General features: G+C 55.3%; 30 protein-coding genes. 25 read left to right on the forward strand and 5 right to left on the reverse strand.

Annotation, left to right across the window (positions count from 1 at the left end; genetic code table 11):
* From OTG14_RS17075 to OTG14_RS17190, 24 genes are all read left to right on the forward strand, one after another.
* Positions 1-750, forward strand: coding sequence for a phage terminase small subunit (locus OTG14_RS17075; protein ID WP_267215461.1), 750 nt, complete (start codon positions 1-3; stop codon positions 748-750).
* A gap of 93 nt (positions 751-843) precedes the next feature.
* Positions 844-1,353 (forward strand): head completion/stabilization protein, encoded by a 510-nt coding sequence (locus OTG14_RS17080; protein WP_267215463.1) that lies wholly within the window; start codon positions 844-846, stop codon positions 1,351-1,353.
* Complete coding sequence (locus OTG14_RS17085; protein ID WP_267215464.1) at positions 1,353-1,556, forward strand: tail protein X; 204 nt, start codon at positions 1,353-1,355, stop codon at positions 1,554-1,556. Before OTG14_RS17080 ends, OTG14_RS17085 begins: the two co-directional genes overlap by 1 nt.
* Positions 1,547-1,768: a phage holin family protein gene (locus OTG14_RS17090; RefSeq protein ID WP_001437784.1), complete on the forward strand. Its 222-nt coding sequence runs from the start codon at positions 1,547-1,549 to the stop codon at positions 1,766-1,768. Before OTG14_RS17085 ends, OTG14_RS17090 begins: the two co-directional genes overlap by 10 nt.
* Positions 1,752-2,264, forward strand: coding sequence for a lysozyme (locus tag OTG14_RS17095; protein ID WP_267215467.1), 513 nt, complete (start codon positions 1,752-1,754; stop codon positions 2,262-2,264). Before OTG14_RS17090 ends, OTG14_RS17095 begins: the two co-directional genes overlap by 17 nt.
* Positions 2,261-2,692, forward strand: coding sequence for a DNZ54_00345 family protein (locus tag OTG14_RS17100; protein WP_257122579.1), 432 nt, complete (start codon positions 2,261-2,263; stop codon positions 2,690-2,692). The genes OTG14_RS17095 and OTG14_RS17100 overlap by 4 nt, the downstream gene beginning before the upstream one ends.
* Positions 2,692-3,102, forward strand: coding sequence for an Rz-like lysis system protein LysB (gene lysB, locus OTG14_RS17105; protein ID WP_182410284.1), 411 nt, complete (start codon positions 2,692-2,694; stop codon positions 3,100-3,102). Before OTG14_RS17100 ends, lysB begins: the two co-directional genes overlap by 1 nt.
* On the forward strand, positions 3,002-3,247 hold the full coding sequence (gene lysC, locus OTG14_RS17110) for an Rz1-like lysis system protein LysC (protein WP_229045982.1): 246 nt from the start codon (positions 3,002-3,004) through the stop codon (positions 3,245-3,247). The genes lysB and lysC overlap by 101 nt, the downstream gene beginning before the upstream one ends.
* Complete coding sequence (locus OTG14_RS17115) at positions 3,210-3,677, forward strand: phage tail protein (RefSeq protein ID WP_267215472.1); 468 nt, start codon at positions 3,210-3,212, stop codon at positions 3,675-3,677. The genes lysC and OTG14_RS17115 overlap by 38 nt, the downstream gene beginning before the upstream one ends.
* Positions 3,670-4,119, forward strand: a complete 450-nt coding sequence (locus OTG14_RS17120; protein WP_257122581.1) for a phage virion morphogenesis protein — start codon at positions 3,670-3,672, stop codon at positions 4,117-4,119. The genes OTG14_RS17115 and OTG14_RS17120 overlap by 8 nt, the downstream gene beginning before the upstream one ends.
* A gap of 68 nt (positions 4,120-4,187) precedes the next feature.
* On the forward strand, positions 4,188-4,823 hold the full coding sequence (locus tag OTG14_RS17125) for a phage baseplate assembly protein V (RefSeq protein ID WP_267215474.1): 636 nt from the start codon (positions 4,188-4,190) through the stop codon (positions 4,821-4,823).
* Positions 4,820-5,167: a GPW/gp25 family protein gene (locus OTG14_RS17130; RefSeq protein ID WP_257122583.1), complete on the forward strand. Its 348-nt coding sequence runs from the start codon at positions 4,820-4,822 to the stop codon at positions 5,165-5,167. Before OTG14_RS17125 ends, OTG14_RS17130 begins: the two co-directional genes overlap by 4 nt.
* A 6-nt stretch (positions 5,168-5,173) precedes the next feature.
* Positions 5,174-6,082, forward strand: coding sequence for a baseplate assembly protein (locus tag OTG14_RS17135; RefSeq protein ID WP_257122584.1), 909 nt, complete (start codon positions 5,174-5,176; stop codon positions 6,080-6,082).
* Positions 6,075-6,683, forward strand: coding sequence for a phage tail protein I (locus tag OTG14_RS17140; RefSeq protein WP_073001373.1), 609 nt, complete (start codon positions 6,075-6,077; stop codon positions 6,681-6,683). The genes OTG14_RS17135 and OTG14_RS17140 overlap by 8 nt, the downstream gene beginning before the upstream one ends.
* Positions 6,680-7,858 (forward strand): phage tail protein, encoded by a 1,179-nt coding sequence (locus OTG14_RS17145; RefSeq protein WP_267215476.1) that lies wholly within the window; start codon positions 6,680-6,682, stop codon positions 7,856-7,858. Before OTG14_RS17140 ends, OTG14_RS17145 begins: the two co-directional genes overlap by 4 nt.
* A gap of 1 nt (position 7,859) precedes the next feature.
* On the forward strand, positions 7,860-8,285 hold the full coding sequence (locus OTG14_RS17150; RefSeq protein ID WP_257122587.1) for a tail fiber assembly protein: 426 nt from the start codon (positions 7,860-7,862) through the stop codon (positions 8,283-8,285).
* Between the two features lie 131 nt (positions 8,286-8,416).
* Positions 8,417-9,595 (forward strand): phage tail sheath protein, encoded by a 1,179-nt coding sequence (locus tag OTG14_RS17155; protein ID WP_257122588.1) that lies wholly within the window; start codon positions 8,417-8,419, stop codon positions 9,593-9,595.
* Positions 9,596-9,610: 15 nt separating this feature from the next.
* The gene (locus OTG14_RS17160) at positions 9,611-10,129 is read left to right on the forward strand and encodes a phage major tail tube protein (RefSeq protein ID WP_257122589.1); all 519 of its coding nucleotides are present in this window, start codon (positions 9,611-9,613) and stop codon (positions 10,127-10,129) included.
* 63 nt (positions 10,130-10,192) lie between these two features.
* Complete coding sequence (locus tag OTG14_RS17165) at positions 10,193-10,528, forward strand: phage tail assembly protein (RefSeq protein WP_257122590.1); 336 nt, start codon at positions 10,193-10,195, stop codon at positions 10,526-10,528.
* A gap of 32 nt (positions 10,529-10,560) precedes the next feature.
* Positions 10,561-10,680 carry a GpE family phage tail protein gene (locus OTG14_RS17170; RefSeq protein ID WP_000763323.1) on the forward strand — a complete coding sequence of 40 codons (120 nt, stop codon included), beginning with the start codon at positions 10,561-10,563 and terminating at the stop codon, positions 10,678-10,680.
* On the forward strand, positions 10,673-13,114 hold the full coding sequence (locus tag OTG14_RS17175; protein WP_267215481.1) for a phage tail tape measure protein: 2,442 nt from the start codon (positions 10,673-10,675) through the stop codon (positions 13,112-13,114). Before OTG14_RS17170 ends, OTG14_RS17175 begins: the two co-directional genes overlap by 8 nt.
* Positions 13,115-13,125: 11 nt before the next feature.
* Entirely contained in the window at positions 13,126-13,611 is a 486-nt protein-coding gene (locus OTG14_RS17180; protein ID WP_257122592.1) for a phage tail protein, read from the forward strand.
* Complete coding sequence (locus OTG14_RS17185; protein ID WP_257122593.1) at positions 13,608-14,777, forward strand: phage late control D family protein; 1,170 nt, start codon at positions 13,608-13,610, stop codon at positions 14,775-14,777. Before OTG14_RS17180 ends, OTG14_RS17185 begins: the two co-directional genes overlap by 4 nt.
* A 74-nt stretch (positions 14,778-14,851) precedes the next feature.
* Positions 14,852-15,070, forward strand: coding sequence for a DNA-binding transcriptional regulator (locus tag OTG14_RS17190; protein ID WP_072056585.1), 219 nt, complete (start codon positions 14,852-14,854; stop codon positions 15,068-15,070).
* Positions 15,071-15,214: 144 nt separating this feature from the next.
* Here the strand turns inward: OTG14_RS17190 and rplS are convergent, their stop codons facing one another.
* The 5 genes from rplS to ffh form a co-directional block, all read right to left on the reverse strand.
* Positions 15,215-15,562 (reverse strand): 50S ribosomal protein L19, encoded by a 348-nt coding sequence (gene rplS / locus OTG14_RS17195; RefSeq protein WP_002914145.1) that lies wholly within the window; start codon positions 15,560-15,562, stop codon positions 15,215-15,217.
* A 43-nt stretch (positions 15,563-15,605) separates the two neighbouring features.
* Positions 15,606-16,373, reverse strand: coding sequence for a tRNA (guanosine(37)-N1)-methyltransferase TrmD (gene trmD / locus OTG14_RS17200; protein WP_008502493.1), 768 nt, complete (start codon positions 16,371-16,373; stop codon positions 15,606-15,608).
* A 31-nt stretch (positions 16,374-16,404) separates the two neighbouring features.
* Entirely contained in the window at positions 16,405-16,944 is a 540-nt protein-coding gene (rimM, locus tag OTG14_RS17205; protein WP_032645319.1) for a ribosome maturation factor RimM, read from the reverse strand.
* Positions 16,945-16,959: 15 nt separating this feature from the next.
* Complete coding sequence (gene rpsP / locus OTG14_RS17210; protein ID WP_003863133.1) at positions 16,960-17,208, reverse strand: 30S ribosomal protein S16; 249 nt, start codon at positions 17,206-17,208, stop codon at positions 16,960-16,962.
* 116 nt (positions 17,209-17,324) lie between these two features.
* Positions 17,325-18,686 carry a signal recognition particle protein gene (gene ffh, locus OTG14_RS17215; protein WP_014884878.1) on the reverse strand — a complete coding sequence of 454 codons (1,362 nt, stop codon included), beginning with the start codon at positions 18,684-18,686 and terminating at the stop codon, positions 17,325-17,327.
* 166 nt (positions 18,687-18,852) lie between these two features.
* On the opposite strand from ffh, the gene OTG14_RS17220 reads away from it, so the two are divergent.
* Positions 18,853-19,644 carry a cytochrome C assembly family protein gene (locus OTG14_RS17220; protein ID WP_014884879.1) on the forward strand — a complete coding sequence of 264 codons (792 nt, stop codon included), beginning with the start codon at positions 18,853-18,855 and terminating at the stop codon, positions 19,642-19,644.
* The last annotated feature ends 8 nt before the right edge of the window (positions 19,645-19,652 follow it).

Raw genomic sequence — 19,652 nt, forward strand, 5'->3', positions numbered from 1 at the left:
ATGACGAGCCCCGCACAGCGTCACATGATGCGGGTCTCGGCCTCTCAAGCCGCGCAGCGGGAAAAAGCCCCGCTGCGCCACGCAACCGCCTATGAGCAGATGCTGGTAAAGCTGGCCGATGACCGCCGCACGTTGAAAACCATCCGTTCAAACGAACTGAAAGCCGCGAAAAAGCGCGAGCTGCTGCCGTTCTACGCGCCGTGGGTCGCCGGTGTGCTGGCTGATGGCCGTGGCGCACAGGATGACATTCTGATGACCGTCATGCTGTGGCGACTCGATGCCGGTGACGTTGCTGGCGCGCTGGAGATTGCGCCCTACGCGCTGAAATACGGCCTCACCTCTGACCATCGACGAACCACGCCTTACATGCTGGTTGAGGAGGTGGCGCTTGCCACGCTGCGCCTGCGCGATGCCGGTGAGCCTGTCGACCTCGCATTACTGCTGACCACCCTCAGCCTGACCGACGGTGCTGACGTTCCCGATATGGTGCGCGCTAGTCTGCATAAGGTGACTGGCCTGACCCTGCGCGATGCCGGTCAGGACGCCGAAGCGCTGGCACAGTTTCAGCGCGCAATGCAGCTCGACCGCAATGCCGGTGTGCGCAAAGAGATTGAGCGACTGGAGCGGGCATTGAAGCCTAAGCCCGATGCCGCGCCCCGTAAAACGACTAAACCGCGCACGCGCAAACCTGCCACCAAACCGGCGGCAAAGCGCGGGCGTCCACCAAAGGCGGTAAAAACCGCCGGTTAACTGAACGCTCCCCGAGCCGGGCGGCACGCCTGTCAAAGAGGGTTTTGACCCTGACGGCGACCGGCGTCCACCGCCCAACCTAATGAGGTTGTCATGACGACAGTAATACTGAATCAGCCCGACGAACCGCAGGACGTACCGGGCGTGGTGATTCCCGCACCGGAGACGGGCGACGCAGTGATTAAAAACACGTTCTTTTTCCCTGATGTGGATCCGAAGCGGGTGCGCGAGCTGATGCGCCTTGAGCAGACGGTTTCCGATGCGCGCCTGCGCAACGCCATCAAGACTGGCATGGCGGAAACCAATGCGGAGCTTTACGACTACCGGCTGCGCCAGATTGCCGCAGGGTTTAAGACACTGGCCGACGTGCCTGACGCCGAGGAAATCGACGGCGAGAATGTGCGCATTTTCCACTACCTCAGCGCCGTGACGGCGATGGCGACCGCCACCCTGTATGAGCGTTATCGCGGGGTTGAGGCCACCGGCAAGGGTGACAAAAAAGCCGACAGCCTCGAAACCACCATTGATGACCTGTGGCGGGATATGCGCTGGTCGGTCTCGCGCCTGCAGGATAAGCCGCGCTGCATCGTGGGTCAGCTCTGATGAAAGTCTACGCGATGCAGGGCGACACCCTCGACGCGCTTTGCGCCCGGTATTACGGGCGCACTGAGAACGTGGTCGAGACGGTGCTGCAGGCTAATCCCGGTCTGTCTGAGCTGGGCGTCATTCTGCCGCATGGCACGGTGATTGACCTGCCCGACGTTGAAACCTCACCTACGGCGGAGACCCTGAACCTATGGGACTGAGTATGGAAAAAATCACCACGTTTATCGCCTACTGGCTGGCCGTGGGTCTGGCGTATTTCGGGGCAATGTCACCCGAAAAGCTGGCGCTGTATGTAGGTAGTCTGTGCGCCATTTTTACGGCGGCGGTGAATTTCTGGTACCGGCGCAAAACCTTTCGTTACCTGACCGAAATGGGAATCGACAAAGGGGTGACCCGTGAGCTCAATCGTTAAACGTTGCAGTGTGGCCGCAGTGCTGGCGCTGGCGGCACTGATGCCTGATTTTCGTCTGCTGAATACCTCGCCTGACGGTCTGGCGCTGATTGCCGACCTCGAAGGGTGTCGCCTGACACCTTACCAGTGCAGCGCGGGCGTGTGGACGTCAGGCATCGGCCACACTGCCGGGGTGGTACCGAAACGCGATATCACCGAGCGCGAAGCGGCGGCAAATCTGGTCGCTGACGTGCTGAATACCGAGCGCCGCCTCGCGGTCTACGTGCCGGTCACCATGCCGCAGCCGGTTTACGACGCGCTGGTCAGTTTCTCTTTTAACGTCGGTACCGGCGCGGCCTGTCGCTCGACGCTGGTCTCTTACATCAAGCGTCATCAGTGGTGGCAGGCATGCGACCAGCTTACCCGCTGGGTGTACGTCAATGGCACCAAAAACAAAGGGCTGGAAAACCGCCGCGCGCGGGAACTGGCGTATTGCATGAAAGGAGTAACACAATGAAAAAATATTTACGTTCCCTGATTTTCGATGCCCTGCTGGCACTGGTACTGCTTTGGGGGCTGGCATCGCCGCAAAGCGCCGCCGTCAACTTTGTTGCCGCATGGGCGCTGTTTGGCAGTTTTATCTGCATTACGGCGAGCCTCGCCGGGGTGGTTGCTTATGAGCACTGGCTGCGAAATACGGGCAAAAGTATTCCCGTCAATCCAGACCTGATGAAGGTATTCCGCGCCGTCTTTTGCCGTAAGCCCTCTCAGGGTCGTCGGGCATGGTCTCTCATTATTTTCTCTGTTACCACGGGCTGTCTGCTTGGGGCTGGCTGGATCCTTACGGCTCTGATTTACCTGATTTGTATGCTGACCTTTAAGGCCGTTCGCGAGACCTACCGCCAGCGCATTGAGGGGGCTGGTCTGTGTCCAGAGTCATTGTGATGTTTCTGGCTTCTGCGCTGGTGCTGGCTGTGCTTGGGCTGCTGTGGTTGCGCCATGAGAACGGCAATTTATCCCGCTCCTTTGAGACGGCAAACCGTGTCGCGAGCGAACAAAAGACGACGATTGGCATGCTAAAAAATCAGCTCAGTGTTGCCGGTCAGCTTGCCAGACGTAATGAATCTGCGCAGGTGGCACTGCGCGAACAGCTCGCAAAGGCCAGCGAGGAAGCCAGCCGCCGCGAGCAGACGATAACGAGGTTACTTAATGAAAATGAAGCCTTTCGCCGCTGGTATAACGCTGCTTTACCTGATGTTGTGCGTCGGCTGCACACCCGCGCCGCCTGCGCCAGCGCCGGTGATTGTGGTCAGCGGATGCCCGAGGGTGAGCCTTTGCCCGATGCCGGGAAGTGACCCGAAAACCAATGGCGACCTGAGCGCGGATATCCGCCGTCTTGAGGGCGCGCTGACCGCCTGCGCGTTGCAGGTCAAAACCGTCAAACACTGTCAGGATGAACTCGATGCAGAAGCACAAAAGCCTGCGCAAAGCGCTGATTAACGCCGTGCCGCAGCTCAGGAATAACCCCGATATGCTGCGACTGTTTGCCGACAACGGCCATACCGATTCCCGGCTGGCGAGCTCGCTGTCGTTCGAAAAGGTGTACGTGCTTAACGTGGTGGTGACCGACTTCACCGGCGACCTCGATTTGATATTCGTGCCGGTGCAGGCGTGGCTGCGTGAACATCAGCCGGACATTATGACCACCGACGACGGGCGGGAAAAAGGATTCACCTGGATTATTGATATCAATAACGACGATTCGCTCGATATCAGTATCAGCCTGAGGCTCACCGAGCGCACGCTCGTCAAAGAGGCCGACGGCGCGCTGCATGTCAGCTATGCCCCTGAGCCGCCGCTGCCTGAGACGGTAACGCGCCCGGTTGCTATGTATGCAAACGGTGAGTTAGTGAGTCAGTGGGATGAGTGATTTAACCGCGCTGCAGGAACGTCTTGCCGGTCTGATTGCCAGCCTGTCACCGGCGGCGCGTCGGCAAATGGCGGCTGAGATAGCGAAAAAGCTGCGTACCAGTCAGCAACAGCGCATCAAGCGCCAGCAGGCACCCGACGGCACCCCGTATGCGGCAAGAAAGCGCCAGCCGGTGCGGAGCAAGAAAGGTCGGATTAAACGTGAAATGTTCGCCAAACTGCGCACTAGCCGCTTTATGAAAGCCAAAGGCAGCGATAGTGCGGCGGTGGTGGAGTTTACCGGCAAGGTGCAGCGCATGGCGCGGGTTCATCAGTACGGCCTCAAAGACCGGCCAAACCGCAACAGCCGGGATGTGCAGTACGAGGCGCGCCCGCTGCTCGGTTTCATCCGCGACGATGAGCAGATGATTGAAGACGTCATTATCAGGCACATCGGCAAATAAATATTGTGTGAACCACCACCGGAGCCGCGCGAATTGGCGCGACTCCAGACCAGAGGCATCCTTGCACTATGAATACGTTATCCACGATACAGGAGCTCGCGCGCGCAATTCGCAACCTCATCCGCTCAGGTGTGGTGACTGAGGTTGATACCGTGCAGGGGCTGTGCCGCGTACAAAGCGGCGGGATCCAGACTACATGGCTGAACTGGCTGACCACCCGCGCCGGTCGTTCGCGGACGTGGTGGGCTCCCTCGGTCGGTGAGCAGGTTCTGCTGCTGGCAATCGGTGGCGAGCTTGATACCGCTTTCGTGCTGCCGGGTATTTTCTCCGACGATAACCCCGCCCCGTCTGCCTCGGCGGATGCGTGGCATGTGGCTTTCCCTGATGGTGCGGTCATTGAGTACGAGCCCGAAACCGGCGCGCTGACGGTCAGCGGCATAAAAACGGCTGACGTGACGGCATCGGAGTCCATCACCGCAACCGTGCCGATGGTAATGGTGAAAGCCTCGACCAGTATCACTCTCGACACCCCTGAGGTGATTTGCACCAATAAGCTGACGACGGCAACGCTTGAGGTGCAAAAGGGCGGCACGATGAAAGGCAACATTGAGCATACCGGCGGGTCTCTGTCATCTAATGGCAAGGTGCTCCACACCCATAAACACCCCGGCGACAGCGGCGGGCAAACGGGAGCACCGATATGACAGCGCGTTATCAGGGTATGAACCGAAATACCGGCCTTGGCATCAGCGACACTGAGCATATCAGCCAGAGCATGCGCGATATTCTGCTGACGCCGGTCGGCTCGCGGGTGATGCGTCGTGAATATGGCTCGCTTCTATCGGCGCTGATTGATATGCCGCAAAACCCGGCGCTCAGGCTGCAGATTATGGTGGCGTGCTTTTCGGCGATCCAGAAGTGGGAACCGCGCATCAGGCTTACCTCTGTCAGCTTTGAGACCGGCGACGCTGGCGAGATGTATGTCGATATTACCGGGATGCGTACCGATACCGGTGCGTCAGTTTCAACCACTGTTTCACTGAGTTAAATCACTATGGCAACCGTTGACCTGAGTCAGTTACCCGTTCCCGATGTGGTTGAGGAACTGGACTATGAAACCATCCTTGCGGAACGTATTGCGACGCTGATTTCGCTCTATCCCGAAGACCAGCAGGAGGCCATTGCCCGGACGCTGGCACTTGAGTCGGAGCCGATTGTTAAGCTGCTGCAGGAAAACGCCTACCGTGAAGTTATCTGGCGTCAGCGTGTGAACGAAGCCGCGCAGGCGGTAACGCTGGCCTATTCCGCCGGTAACGACCTCGACGTCGTGGCCGGGAACAACAATACCGAGCGCCTGACTATCACCCCGGCGGATGACACAACCATACCGCCAACGCCTGCCGTTATGGAATCCGATACTGACCTGCGACTGCGCACACAACAAGCTTTTGAGGGTTTAAGCGTAGCGGGTCCGGTCGGCGCTTATGAGTATCACGGTCGCAGCGCCGACGGGCGGGTCGCTGACGTTTCGGTCGCCAGCCCGTCGCCAGCTTGCGTGACGATTACCGTGCTATCCCGAGAGGGTGACGGCACAGCAAGCCCTGAGTTACTGGCAATCGTTGAAAAAGCACTGAACGCCGAAGATGTGCGACCGGTGGCTGACAGGGTAACCGTCCAGTCAGCCGAGATTGTGCCGTACCAGATTGACGCGACGCTCTATGTTTACCCCGGCCCCGAATCTGAGCCCATCAGGCAGGCATCAGAGCAGAAGCTGCAGAGCTACATCAGCGCGCAGCACCGCCTCGGGCGTGATATCCGTCTGTCGGCCATTTACGCGGCGCTGCATGTTGAGGGGGTGCAGCGTGTCGAGCTGGCATCACCGCAGGCCGACATTGTGCTGAGTAAGTCGCAGGCGTCGAACTGTACCGAGTACCTGATAGCTATCGGGGGCTCGGATGAGTGACCGGCTGTTACCCGTTGGCTCGTCGCCGCTGGAAGTTGCCGCCGCTGCCGCACTCTCTGAGATTCAGCGCGTGCCGGTACCGCTGCGCACTTTGTGGAACTGGCGCACCTGCCCGGTAAACCTGCTGCCGTATCTGGCGTGGGCGCTGTCGGTTGACCGGTGGGATGAGAAATGGCCGGAGGCGACAAAGCGCAGCGTCTGTGCGTCGTCGTTTTTCGTCCATCAGCACAAAGGCACCATCAGTGCATTGCGTCGGGTGGTTGAACCGCTCGGTTTTCTGATTGAGGTGCGCGAGTGGTGGCAGCTCGACGAGGAGCCCGGAACATTCCGCCTCGTTGTCGGTGTGCTCGACAGTGGCATCACTGACGAAATGTATCAGGAGCTTGAGCGCCTGATTGAAGACGCTAAACCGGCGAGTCGTCACCTGACAGGGCTGGCTATCAGCCTGAGTACGACCGGCGAGCTGTATGTCGGCGCGGGATGTTACGACGGCGACGCGCTGACCGTTTACCCATACACCCCCGAGGAAATTGTCGTCGGCGGTGAATATTACCCGGCCTCGGCCATCCATTTGATTGATAACCTGAGAGTGAACGCATGACCGCAAAATATTTTGCCATTCTGACCAATCAGGGCGCGGCGCGGCTGGCGAACGCGGCGGCACTCGGTACCAAACTCAACCTGACGCAGATGGCCGTCGGTGATGCGAATGGTACGCTACCGACCCCTGACCCGGCGCAGACGAAGCTCATTAACCAGAAGCGCATTGCGCCGCTGAACCTGCTTACAGTAGACCCGGCCAATACCAGCCAGATTATCGCGGAACAGATTATTCCCGAGAGTGAGGGTGGTTTCTGGATCCGAGAGATAGGTCTCTACGATGATGAGGGGATTCTGATTGCCGTGGCAAACTGCCCGGAGACCTACAAGCCGCAACTGCAGGAGGGAAGCGGCCGCACGCAGACCATCCGCATGATTCTGATTGTATCGAGCACATCGGCAATCACCCTGAAAATCGACCCGTCGGTCGTGCTGGCAACGCGGCAGTACGTTGACGACAAGGTTATCGAGGTGAAAGCCTATGCTGATGATTTGATGAAAAAGCATGTCGAGGATAAAAATCCACATGCGCAATACCTGATAATTGCGAACGCATTAAAAGAAATGGCTGACGCCGGTTTGGTTGGTGAGGTTCTAAAAAACCTCCATATAGAAAGATTGGACCAGGACCCCAGCGAAACCCGTATCTGGTCCCCGGACCGGAAATCATATATTTTTGTGCAAAACGGCATTTGGGGCGCATATTCGATAAATTCCCCGGCGGGGAATATTGCACTGCAATTAGCATCCGGAGGGACAGGTGCTAAAGATGCATCTGGAGCACGTACTAACCTTGGACTGGGTAATTCAGCTACGCGCGATGTCGGTACAACTGCGAATACCGTAGCAGCGGGTAATGATAGTCGTATCGTTAACGCCGTACAGCATAGCGAATTTACATCTGGATCAGGATGGGTGCGTTTCCCTGACGGAACCATTATTCAGGAAGGAACGGCAGTTGTAGGGACTCTTGGCTCACCAACAGCGATTTCATTTCCGATTCCTTTTACTCAGATGGGTTACAAAGTCACCACATCTTTTGATCAGGCCTCTGGTTCGTCAAATGATTGTCCTAGCTTTGCTGTTACGCCTCAGGCAGTCAACTGGGCTTATTTTATGAGTTCACGAACTAATGGCGTAAATGCTGGGTGTAACTGGATAGCGGTAGGGAAATAACATGAAATATATTTACGATGCTAAAACTAATGCCTTTTATCCTGTTGCATTAAAAGAAAGTTACATTGCAAAGGGACTATGGCCTGAGTCTGACATAGAAATCGACGAAGAAACATTTGCAGAGTTTCAGAAACCACCAGTGGGAAAAATGAGTGTTGCGGGTGATGATGGTTATCCTGTATGGGTTGATATTCCTCCCCCGACTCATGAACAACTGGTTGCTATTGCGGATGCAGAGAAACAATCGCTGATTGACCAGACTAACGAATACATAAACAGTAAGCAGTGGCCGGGCAAGGCCGCAATTGGCAGGCTGAAAGACACGGAAAAAAGTCAATACAACGAGTGGTTAGACTATCTTGATGAGCTCGAAGCCTTAGATACGTCCATCGCTCCAGATATCGAATGGCCGGTTAAACCGGAGTAAATCGAGGCGGGCTGATGCCCGTCTTTTTTACGGTTTGTTTATGTGCCATCCGCCACCCATCGCCGACAAATAGCCCCTCACCAGACCAGCCAGGACAATAACACTCGCCCACTAACCACGGAGTTAACCGGATGAGTGATTTTCACCACGGCGTGCAGGTGCTTGAGATTAACGACGGCACCCGCGTCATTTCCACTGTCGCAACCGCAATCGTCGGCATGGTCTGCACGGCCAGCGATGCAGATGCCGCGACATTCCCCCTCAACGAGCCGGTACTGATTACCAATGTGCAGAGCGCCATTGCGAAAGCCGGTAAAAAAGGCACGTTGTCTGCTTCCCTGCAGGCTATCGCCGACCAGTCAAAACCCGTCACTGTTGTCGTGCGCGTTGCCGAAGGTACCGGAGAAGACGCCGAAGCGCAGACCATTTCTAACATCATCGGTGGTACGGATGAGAACGGTAAATACACCGGTATCAAAGCTCTGTTGACTGCCGAAGCAGTCACCGGTGTTAAGCCGCGTATTCTCGGCGTGCCGGGTCTCGATACCAAAGAGGTTGCTGTCGCACTCGCGTCGGTCTGTATCAGCCTGCGCGCATTTGGCTATGTCAGCGCATGGGGCTGTAAGACCATTTCCGAGGCGATGGCGTATCGTGAGAATTTCAGTCAGCGCGAGCTGATGGTCATCTGGCCTGATTTCCTCGCATGGGATACCACCACTAACGCCACCGCAACAGCCTACGCCACCGCTCGTGCGATCGGCCTGCGCGCCTACATCGACCAGACTGTCGGCTGGCATAAAACCCTGTCTAACGTCGGCGTGCAGGGTGTCACCGGCATCAGTGCCTCAGTGTTTTGGGATTTGCAGGCATCCGGCACCGATGCTGACCTGCTCAACGAGGCCGGGGTCACGACGCTGGTGCGCAAAGATGGTTTCCGCTTTTGGGGTAACCGCACCTGCTCTGATGACCCGCTGTTCCTGTTTGAGAACTACACTCGCACCGCGCAGGTGCTGGCCGACACGATGGCCGAGGCGCACATGTGGGCGGTCGATAAGCCCATCACCGCATCGCTCATCCGTGACATTGTCGACGGCATTAATGCCAAATTCCGCGAGCTGAAATCTAACGGCTACATCGTGGACGGCGAATGCTGGTTCGACGAGGAATCGAACGATAAGGAAACCCTCAAGGCCGGGAAACTGTATATCGACTACGACTATACGCCGGTTCCACCACTGGAAAGCCTGACCCTGCGCCAGCGTATCACCGATAAATATCTGGTGAATCTGGCCGAATCGGTCAACAGCTAAGGAGCCTGAAACAACATGGCACTACCCCGCAAACTCAAATACCTGAACATGTTCAATGACGGCCTCAGCTACATGGGCGTTGTTGAATCCGTGACGCTACCGAAGCTGACCCGCAAGCTCGAAAACTATCGCGGCGGCGGTATGAACGGCGCGGCGGCAATTGACCTCGGTCTCGACGATGATGCGTTAACCGTCGAGTGGTCTGTCGGTGGCATGCCTGATGTGGCGCTATGGGCGCAATACGCCGCGCCGGGCGCTGATGCAGTGCCGCTGCGTTTTGCTGGATCCTACCAGCGCGACGATACCGGCGAAATTGTGGCGGTCGAGGTGGTCATGCGTGGCCGTCATAAAGAAATCGACGGCGGCGAGAATAAGCAGGGTGAAAACACCTCGACCAAACTGTCGACCGTCTGCACCTATTACCGCCTCACGATTGATGGTAGCGACATCATCGAAATCGACACCGTCAACATGGTCGAGAAGGTGAACGGCGTCGACCGTCTGGAACAGCACCGCCGCGCAATCGGGCTTTAATTCCCTGACCGGTCGGCACTGCTGGCCGGTTATTACTCCCCTTTCAGAGCAGAGAAAAACATCATGGCAAAAGCACTACGTAAAACCGCTGAATTTGTTGATACGGCTGGCAATGAAATTGACACCGCAAACCCGAACGTCGTGACCCTCGACAAGCCGATTAAGCGCGCCGGTCAGACGATTGATAAAGTCACCCTGATTGAGCCGAACGCCGGTACCCTGCGCGGTGTCAGTCTGGCAGCGGTGGCGCAGTCTGAGGTCGATGCGCTGATTAAAGTCCTGCCCCGCATGACCTATCCCGCGCTTACCACGCAGGAACTGACCGCGATGAACCTGCCCGATATGCTGTCGCTGGCCGCTAAGGTGATTGGTTTTTTGTCACCGGCTTCGGCGGAGTAGATTTCCCACCCGACCTTTCGACCGATGACCTGATGGCGGATATCGCGGTGATTTTCCACTGGCCGCCATCAGAGCTCTATTCCCTGAGCCTGACCGAGCTCATCACATGGCGCGAAAAGGCGCTGCAGCGTAGCGGAAACCACAATGAGTAATAACCTGAGGCTTGAGGTATTGCTGAAAGCGGTCGACCAAGCGACTCGACCGCTTAAATCCATTCAGACTGCGAGTAAAACCCTCTCGGGTGATATTCGCGACACACAAAAGGGGCTGCGTGACCTGAATGGTCAGGCATCGAAAATCGACGGCTTTCGTAAGGCAAGCGCGCAACTGGCCGTAACCGGGCAGGCTCTTGATAAGGCGAAACGCGAAGCTGGTGAGCTGGCCGTGCAGTTTAAAAACACCACCAGTCCGACCCGGGCGCAGGCGCAGGCACTCGAAGCAGCAAAGCGTGCCGCCTCTGAGCTGCAAACGAAATACAACAGTCTGAGAACGTCGGTACAACGACAGCGCTCCGAGCTGATGCAGGCCGGTATTAATACCCGCACCCTGTCTGCCGATGAGCGTCGGCTCAAAACCTCTATCAGCGAAACGACGGCACAGCTTAACCGCCAGCGTGAGGCACTGGCGCGCGTCAGTGCACAGCAGGCGAAATTAGGCCGGGTGAAAGAGCGATATAAATCAGGCAAGGAGCTTGCCGGTAACATGGCCGCTGCAGGTGCTGCCGGGGTAGGTATCGCGACAGCGGGAACGATGGTCGGGGTTAAATTACTGACGCCCGGTTATGACTTTGCGCAGAAAAACTCCGAACTGCAGGCCGTGCTCGGGGTCGATAAACAATCGCCAGAAATGGAGGCGCTACGCAAACAGGCGCGCCAGCTCGGCGACAATACTGCCGCCTCTGCCGACGATGCTGCCAGTGCGCAGATTATTATCGCAAAAGGCGGTGGGGATGCCGCCGCAATTCAGGCAACAACGCCAGTTACTCTGAATATGGCACTTGCTAACCGTCGTACAATGGAAGAAAACGCAGCGTTACTGATGGGAATGCGCTCGGCGTTTCAGCTTTCCAATGACAAGGTTTCGCATATTGGCGATGTACTGTCTACGGTAATGAACAAAACAGCCGCCGACTTTGACGGCCTCAGTGATGCGATGACATATGCCGCGCCGGTGGCAAAAAATGCCGGTGTCAGCATTGAAGAAACCGCCGCAATGGTGGGCGCTCTGCATGATGCAAAAATCACAGGCTCGATGGCTGGTACCGGGAGCCGTGCGGTATTAAGTCGTCTGCAGGCTCCGACCGGCAAGGCATGGGATGCCCTCAAAGAGCTGGGCGTTAAAACTTCAGACAGCAAAGGCAATACGCGACCAATATTTACCATCCTGAAAGAAATGCAGGCCAGTTTTAAGCGCAACAATCTCGGAACCGGGCAGCAAGCCGAATACATGAAAACGATATTCGGCGAAGAGGCCAGCTCATCAGCTAATGTGCTGATGGCTGCAGCGGCCAGCGGCAAGCTCGACCAACTAACCGCCGCACTGAAAGCTTCAGACGGCAAAACCGAGGAACTGGTCAAGGTTATGCAGGATAACCTCGGCGGTGATTTTAAAGAGTTCCAGTCTGCTTATGAGGCGGTCGGTACTGACCTTTTTGACCAGCAAGAGGGCTCTCTGCGAAAGCTCACCAAAACAGCCACAGAGTATGTGTTAAAGCTGGACGGCTGGATAAAAAATAACAAGGGGCTGGCGGAAACTATCGGCATCATTGCCGGAGGGGCGCTCGCTCTGATTGGTATCATTGGCGGTATTGGCCTCGCAGCCTGGCCGGTTGTTACGGGTATTAATGCCATTATCGCGGGCGCTGGAGCTTTGGGGACTATTTTTAGCGTTGTGGGTGGAGCCATTATGACCGCAATCGGTGCACTCACTTGGCCAATTGTTGCTCTTGTCGCTGCGATTGTGGCCGGGGCATTACTCATCCGCAAATATTGGGAACCAATCAGCGCGTTTTTTTCTGGTGTTGTTGAGGGGTTGAAAAGTGCATTTGCACCTGCCACTGAACTATTTGCACCGTTAAAACCTGTTTTTGACTGGCTTGGCGATAAGCTAAAAGCGGCGTGGCAATGGTTCAAAGACCTCATTGAACCTGTGCACTCAACGAAAGAAACCCTTGATAGCTGCAAAAATGCAGGTGTCGCATTTGGACAGGCGCTGGTAGATGCTTTCATGGCACCAGTAAAAGCATTTAACACGCTGCGTAGCGGGGTCGACTGGCTTCTCGAAAAGCTAGGCGTCATCAACAAAGAATCCAATAATCTCGACCAGACTGCCGCCAAAACCAACGCCGCCACAAAGGGTAATTCCTACATCCCGGCAACCAGTACATATGGCGGTTATCAGGCTTACCAGCCAGTTACCGCACCGGCTGGCCGTACCTATGTTGACCAGAGCAGCCCAACCTATCAAATCAACCTGCCGGGCAATGGGGCTCCGGGCGGTCAACTAGGGAATCAGTTGCAGGATGCATTAGAAAAATATGAACGTGAAAAGCGAGCGAAAGCCCGCGCCAGCATGATGCACGATTAAGGAGGCTGATTATGATGCTTGCTCTTGGCATGTTTGTATTTGAACGTCGCACCCTGCCTTATCAGTCGATGCAACACTCTAAAGATTACCGCTGGGCGTCTAATGACCGGGTTGGTAAACCGCCTGCGTATCAGTTTCTCGGCGAGGGGGAAACGTCGATACAGCTTTCGGGCACACTGTACCCCGCTATAACTGGAGGATGGATCTCACTAAAGGTTGTAGAGGTGATGGCTAACGAGGGTAGAGCGTGGCCGTTGATTGAGGGCACCGGGAATATTCTCGGGATGTATATCGTCGATAAGGTGTCGACCACGCACGCTGAGTTTTTCAGTGACGGTGCAGCCAGAAAGATTGATTTCACTCTTTCGCTAAAGCGGGTCGACGAATCACTGACGGCGATGTTTGGAGACCTGAATAAGCAGGCCAGCGACCTTCTCGGCTCTGCCGGAAATCTGACCGATAAGCTGCAGGGCGTGCTCGGAGGGCTGTCCGTATGATTACAGGCATGACTATTGATGCCGGTGCCAGCCTTGCACCGGCATTCATGCTGACGCTGAATAGCCAGGATATTACCAGCAATTTTAGTGACCGGCTGATTTCTCTCACCATGACCGACAACAGGGGATTTGAGGCTGACCAGCTCGACATTGAGCTCGACGACACTGACGGCAAAGTCGAGTTACCCCTGCGTGGGGCGGTGCTGACGCTGTGGCTTGGCTGGCAGGGTTCGGCGCTTCTGAATAAGGGTGATTTCACGGTCGATGAGATTGAGCACCGGGGCGCGCCTGATACCCTGACCATCCGTGCGCGTAGTGCAGACTTTCGCGGAACGCTCAATTCACGGCGTGAAGAGTCATGGCATGACACCACGCTCGGTGAGCTGGTCAGCACCATTGCAAAGCGCAATAAACTGACGGCCAGTGTCGCGGATTCACTGAAAAAAATACCGGTACCGCATATCGACCAGTCGCAGGAGTCAGACGCCGTATTTCTGACCCGACTTGCTGACCGCAATGGGGCAGCTGTGTCAGTGAAAGCGGGGAAGCTCCTGTTTCTGAAAGCCGGTAGTGCAATAACGGCCAGCGGCAAGCCCGTACCGCAAATGACCCTGACCCGCAGCGATGGTGACCGTCATCAGTTTGCCATTGCTGACCGTGGGGCTTACACCGGCGTAACAGCAAAATGGTTGCACACCAAAGACCCGAAGCCGCAAAAGCAAAAAGTGACGCTGAAACGTAAGCCAAAAGAGAAGCACTTGCGCGCACTGGAGCACCCGAAAGCAAAGCCGGTCAGCAAAAAGACAAAGGCCAAAAAAGAACCAGAAGCGCGTGAGGGTGAGTATATGGCCGGTGAAGCTGATAACGTGCTGGCTCTGACGACGGTCTACGCATCAAAGGCGCAGGCGATGCGCGCAGCTCAGGCTAAGTGGGATAAGCTGCAGAGAGGTGTTGCGGAGTTTTCAATTACGATGGCGCTTGGTAGGGCTGATTTATTCCCTGAGACACCAGTGCGCGTGTCAGGCTTTAAGCGCGTCATAGATGAGCAATCTTGGTTAATCAGTAAGGTAACTCACAATCTGAGTAATAGTGGCTTCACGACGGGCTTAGAGCTTGAGGTTAAGCTTTCTGACGTAGAGTACAGCTCAGAGGAAGACGAGGAATGATAAAGCAAACCTTAACTTGCAAATGCAAACTGAAAGTATATTATTCCCTCAGACACGCCAGCAGGGGAAAAATTATGATGCATTGCCCGTTATGCCAGAACGCCGCTCATGCTCGCACTAGCAGATACCTTAGTACCGAAACGAAAGAGCGTTATCATCAGTGCCAAAACATTAATTGTGGCTGCACGTTTATAACTTTTGAGACGCTATCGAGATTCATCATGAAGCCGGGAGCTGTTGAGCCTGCCCCGCCCCATCCTGTAAGAAACCAGCAACAGCAACTTTGGCTTTAAACCTGCTTCGGCAGGTTTTTTTACTTCTGCCGCCATCAAGTAAAACTCCGTCGCCAATTTGCCGCCACCGCCAATAAAAAAGGGGTTAGCATTACGCTAACCCCTTGTTTTCTACAAGCTTTCGGATGTTGCGAAAGCGCGTTATTAGTTCAGACGCTCTTTAATACGAGCAGACTTACCAGTACGCTCACGCAGGTAGTACAGTTTAGCTTTACGTACAGCACCACGACGTTTAACAGCAATGCTGTCAACTACCGGAGAGTGAGTCTGGAAGACACGCTCAACGCCTTCGCCGTTGGAAATTTTACGAACAGTGAATGCAGAGTGCAGACCGCGGTTACGAATAGCGATAACCACGCCCTCGAATGCCTGCAGACGTTTTTTGGAACCTTCAACAACCCATACTTTCACTTCCACGGTGTCACCTGGACGGAAGGAAGGTACGTCCTGCTTCATCTGCTCTTGTTCAAGTTGCTTAATAATGTTGCTCATAATTTAATCTCTTATCCTGGGTAAACTGATATTCGGGAGCGTATTACGCATTCCCATCATGTTCATGCTGCTGTTGCGCGTGTTCAGTTTTGAACTCGGCCAGCAACTTTGCTTGCTCTTCAGTCAGAGCCAGGTTTTCCAGAAGTTCAGGTCTTCTAAGCCAGGTTCGGCCCAGCGACTGCTTCAAACGCCAGCGACGTATCTCGGCATGGTTTCCAGACAGTAACACTGCCGGGACCTCCATCCCTTCTAACACTTCAGGACGAGTATAGTGTGGACAGTCCAGCAACCCGTCAGCAAAGGAATCTTCCGTTGCCGAAGCTTCATGGCCCAGAACACCCGGAATAAACCGGGCGACGGAGTCAATCAGCGTCATTGCCGGTAACTCACCACCGCTGAGAACGTAATCGCCGATAGACCATTCTTCGTCAATCTCGGTTTGAATTACGCGCTCATCTATCCCTTCGTAGCGCCCACAGACCAGAATCAGCTTTTGATTCGTCGCCAGTTCGCTCACGCCCGCTTGATCAAGCTTGCGTCCCTGAGGTGACAGATAAATCACCTTTGCGCCTTCACCTGCCGCGGCTTTTGCTGTGTGAATGGCGTCCCGTAAGGGTTGCACCATCATTAGCATCCCCGGTCCGCCGCCGTAAGGACGATCGTCCACGGTACGGTGCCGGTCATGAGTAAAGTCACGAGGACTCCAGCTCTGGATGCTCAGCAGGCCATTCTTTACTGCCCGGCCAGTTACCCCGTAATCGGTAATCGCGCGGAACATTTCAGGAAACAGGCTAATTATGCCAATCCACATAGCGCCGTCTTTTACCGTTTATCCGGAGAATTTAAAAACCAGGATCCCAATCTACTTCAATGGTTTGAGTAGTGAGATCGACTTTCTTGATAACCTGTCCATCGAGGAACGGGACCAACCGCTCCTTGATGCCAAATGCATCTTTCAGGTTTGCCTTAATGACGAGAACGTCATTTGACCCGGTTTCCATCATATCGATGACTTTCCCCAGGCTGTAGCCTTCGGTAGTGACTACCTGGCAACCCATAAGGTCTTTCCAGTAGTAGTCGCCCTCTTCCAGCTGTGGCAACTGCGACGAATCCACGACAATTTCACAATTAGTCAGCGCATTCGCGGCATCACGATCGTCAACGCCTTTCAGCTTGATGATGATGTCCTGATTGTGGTGACGCCAGCTTTCCAGCTCGACCTCTTCCCACTTACCGCCTTTCTGGATAAACCAGGGCTGGTAATCAAAAATGCTATCAGCGTCTTCAGTGGAGGAAAACACTCTGAGCCAACCACGGATACCGTAGCAAGAACCCATTTTTCCCAATACGATCGGTTCAACAGGTACTTTATTGCTCATCATGACCACCGTGACAGATTAAGCTGCTTTGTTTGCTGCTTTGATCAGCGTAGCAACGCGATCGGAAACAGTAGCGCCCTGGCCAACCCAGTGAGCGATACGATCCAGATCCAGACGAGTTTCTTCTTCTGCGCCAGCGGCCAGTGGGTTGAAGAAACCAACGCGCTCGATGAAGCGACCGTTGCGTGCATTACGGCTGTCAGTCACAACAACCTGGTAGAACGGACGCTTTTTAGCGCCGTGACGTGCTAAACGAATAGTTACCATAACATCCTCTTGTGTGAATAAAACAACCGGGCCCCATCGAGGAACGGAGCCCGGGTGTCATATTAAAAGCCCGAAAATTTTACTCATTTTCGGGCAAAAAGCAATCTCAAAAGCGATTAACGCCCTGGAAAACCGGGAGGCATCATCCCTTTCATGCCGCGCATCATCTTCGCCATGCCGCCTTTCTTCATTTTCTTCATCATGCGCTGCATGTCGTCGAACTGTTTCAGAAGGCGGTTAACGTCCTGCACCTGCATGCCGCAACCGGCTGCGATACGGCGTTTACGGGAACCTTTGATGATATCCGGGTTAGCGCGTTCTTTGAGGGTCATCGAGTTGATGATCGCCTCCATACGCACCAGCACCTTGTCATCCATCTGCGCTTTCACGTTGTCAGGGATCTGGCCCATGCCCGGCAGTTTGCCCATCAGGCTGGCCATGCCGCCCATGTTTTTCATCTGACGCAATTGCTCAAGGAAGTCGGTGAGATCGAAACCGTCACCTTTTTTCAGCTTGCTGGCCAGCTTCTCGGCCTGCGCGCGGTCAACCTTGCTCTCGATATCTTCGATCAGCGACAGCACGTCGCCCATGCCGAGGATACGGGAGGCGATACGGTCCGGGTGGAACGGCTCCAGCGCTTCGGTTTTTTCGCCCACGCCGAGGAATTTAATCGGCTTACCGGTGATGTGACGAATCGAGAGCGCCGCACCGCCGCGGGCGTCACCGTCCACTTTGGTCAGCACCACGCCGGTTAACGGCAGCGCTTCGTTAAACGCTTTCGCGGTATTCGCCGCATCCTGACCGGTCATGGCGTCGACAACGAACAGGGTCTCTACCGGGTTGATAGAGGCATGCACCTGCTTGATCTCGTCCATCATCGCTTCGTCGACGTGCAGACGACCGGCGGTATCCACCAGCAGCACGTCATAGAATTTCAGCTTCGCCTCTTTCAGCGCGGCGTTAACGATGTCGACAGGCTTCTGCGCCACGTCGGACGGGAAGAAATCCACGCCAACCTGCTCTGCCAGGGTTTCCAGCTGTTTGATCGCCGCCGGGCGATAGACGTCCGCAGAGACCACCAGCACTTTCTTCTTGTGCTTTTCACGCAGGAACTTACCCAGCTTACCGACGCTGGTGGTTTTACCCGCACCCTGCAGGCCCGCCATCAGCACCACGGCCGGTGGCTGAGCCGCCAGGTTAAGCACCTGGTTCTCTTCGCCCATCGCCGAAACCAGTTCATTACGAACGATTTTGACGAACTCCTGACCCGGGGTCAGGCTCTTGTTAACTTCATGACCAACCGCCTTCTCTTTTACGCGGTTGATAAAATCACGAACAACCGGCAACGCGACGTCTGCTTCCAGCAGCGCCATGCGCACTTCGCGCAGCGTTTCCTTGATGTTCTCTTCAGTAAGGCGTCCGCGGCCGCTGATGTTGCGCAGCGTGCGCGACAAACGATCGGTTAAATTATCAAACATTGTCTCTCGCCTGAGTAGAAACGTTGGGCCGCCATGGGCGACACATACACAGAATTTTGCCGGAGTATAACATGAAGGCGCCTTTGTTGTTATGCAACGGTTGGAGCAGGCGTCACGTAACGTTATACTGCTTCTCTTTCTTATTAAGACAACTGTCGATGCCTATATGCCTGTTTTCGCACTGATCGCCCTTGTTGCCTACTCTGTCAGCCTCGCGCTGATCGTTCCCGGACTGCTGCAAAAAAACAGCGGCTGGCGGCGCATGGCTATTCTTTCTGCGGTCATCGCACTGATTAGCCACGCCTTTGCGCTGGAATCACGCATCATTCCCGGCGACGGCAGCGTGCAAAACCTGAGCGTCCTCAACGTCGGCTCGCTGGTCAGCCTGATGATCTGTACGGTGATGACCATCGTCGCGTCTAAAAATCGCGGCTGGCTGCTGCTGCCTATTGTCTACACCTTTGCGCTGATCAATCTGGCCCTCGCTACCTTTATGCCTAATGAGTTTATTACGCATCTGGAGGCTACCCCGGGGATGCTGGTGCATATCGGCCTGTCGCTCTTTGCCTACGCGACGCTGATCATCGCCGCGCTTTACGCCATGCAGCTCGCCTGGATTGACTATCAGCTGAAAAACAAAAAGCTGGCCTTTAACCATGAAATGCCGCCGCTGATGGTCATTGAGCGCAAGATGTTCCACATCACCCAGGTGGGGGTGGTGCTGCTGACGCTGACGCTCTGCACGGGCCTGTTTTACATGAAGAACCTGTTCAGCGTGGAGAATATCGATAAAGCGGTACTCTCCATCATCGCGTGGTTTGTCTATATTGTCCTGTTATGGGGCCATTATCATGAAGGCTGGCGCGGTCGTCGCGTGGTCTGGTTCAACGTCGCGGGTGCGGGCATTCTCACCCTTGCCTATTTTGGCAGCCGCTTCATACAGCAATTTGCTGGCTAAGAAACAAA

This window comes from Enterobacter pseudoroggenkampii, from assembly GCF_026420145.1.
Lineage (GTDB): Bacteria > Pseudomonadota > Gammaproteobacteria > Enterobacterales > Enterobacteriaceae > Enterobacter > Enterobacter pseudoroggenkampii.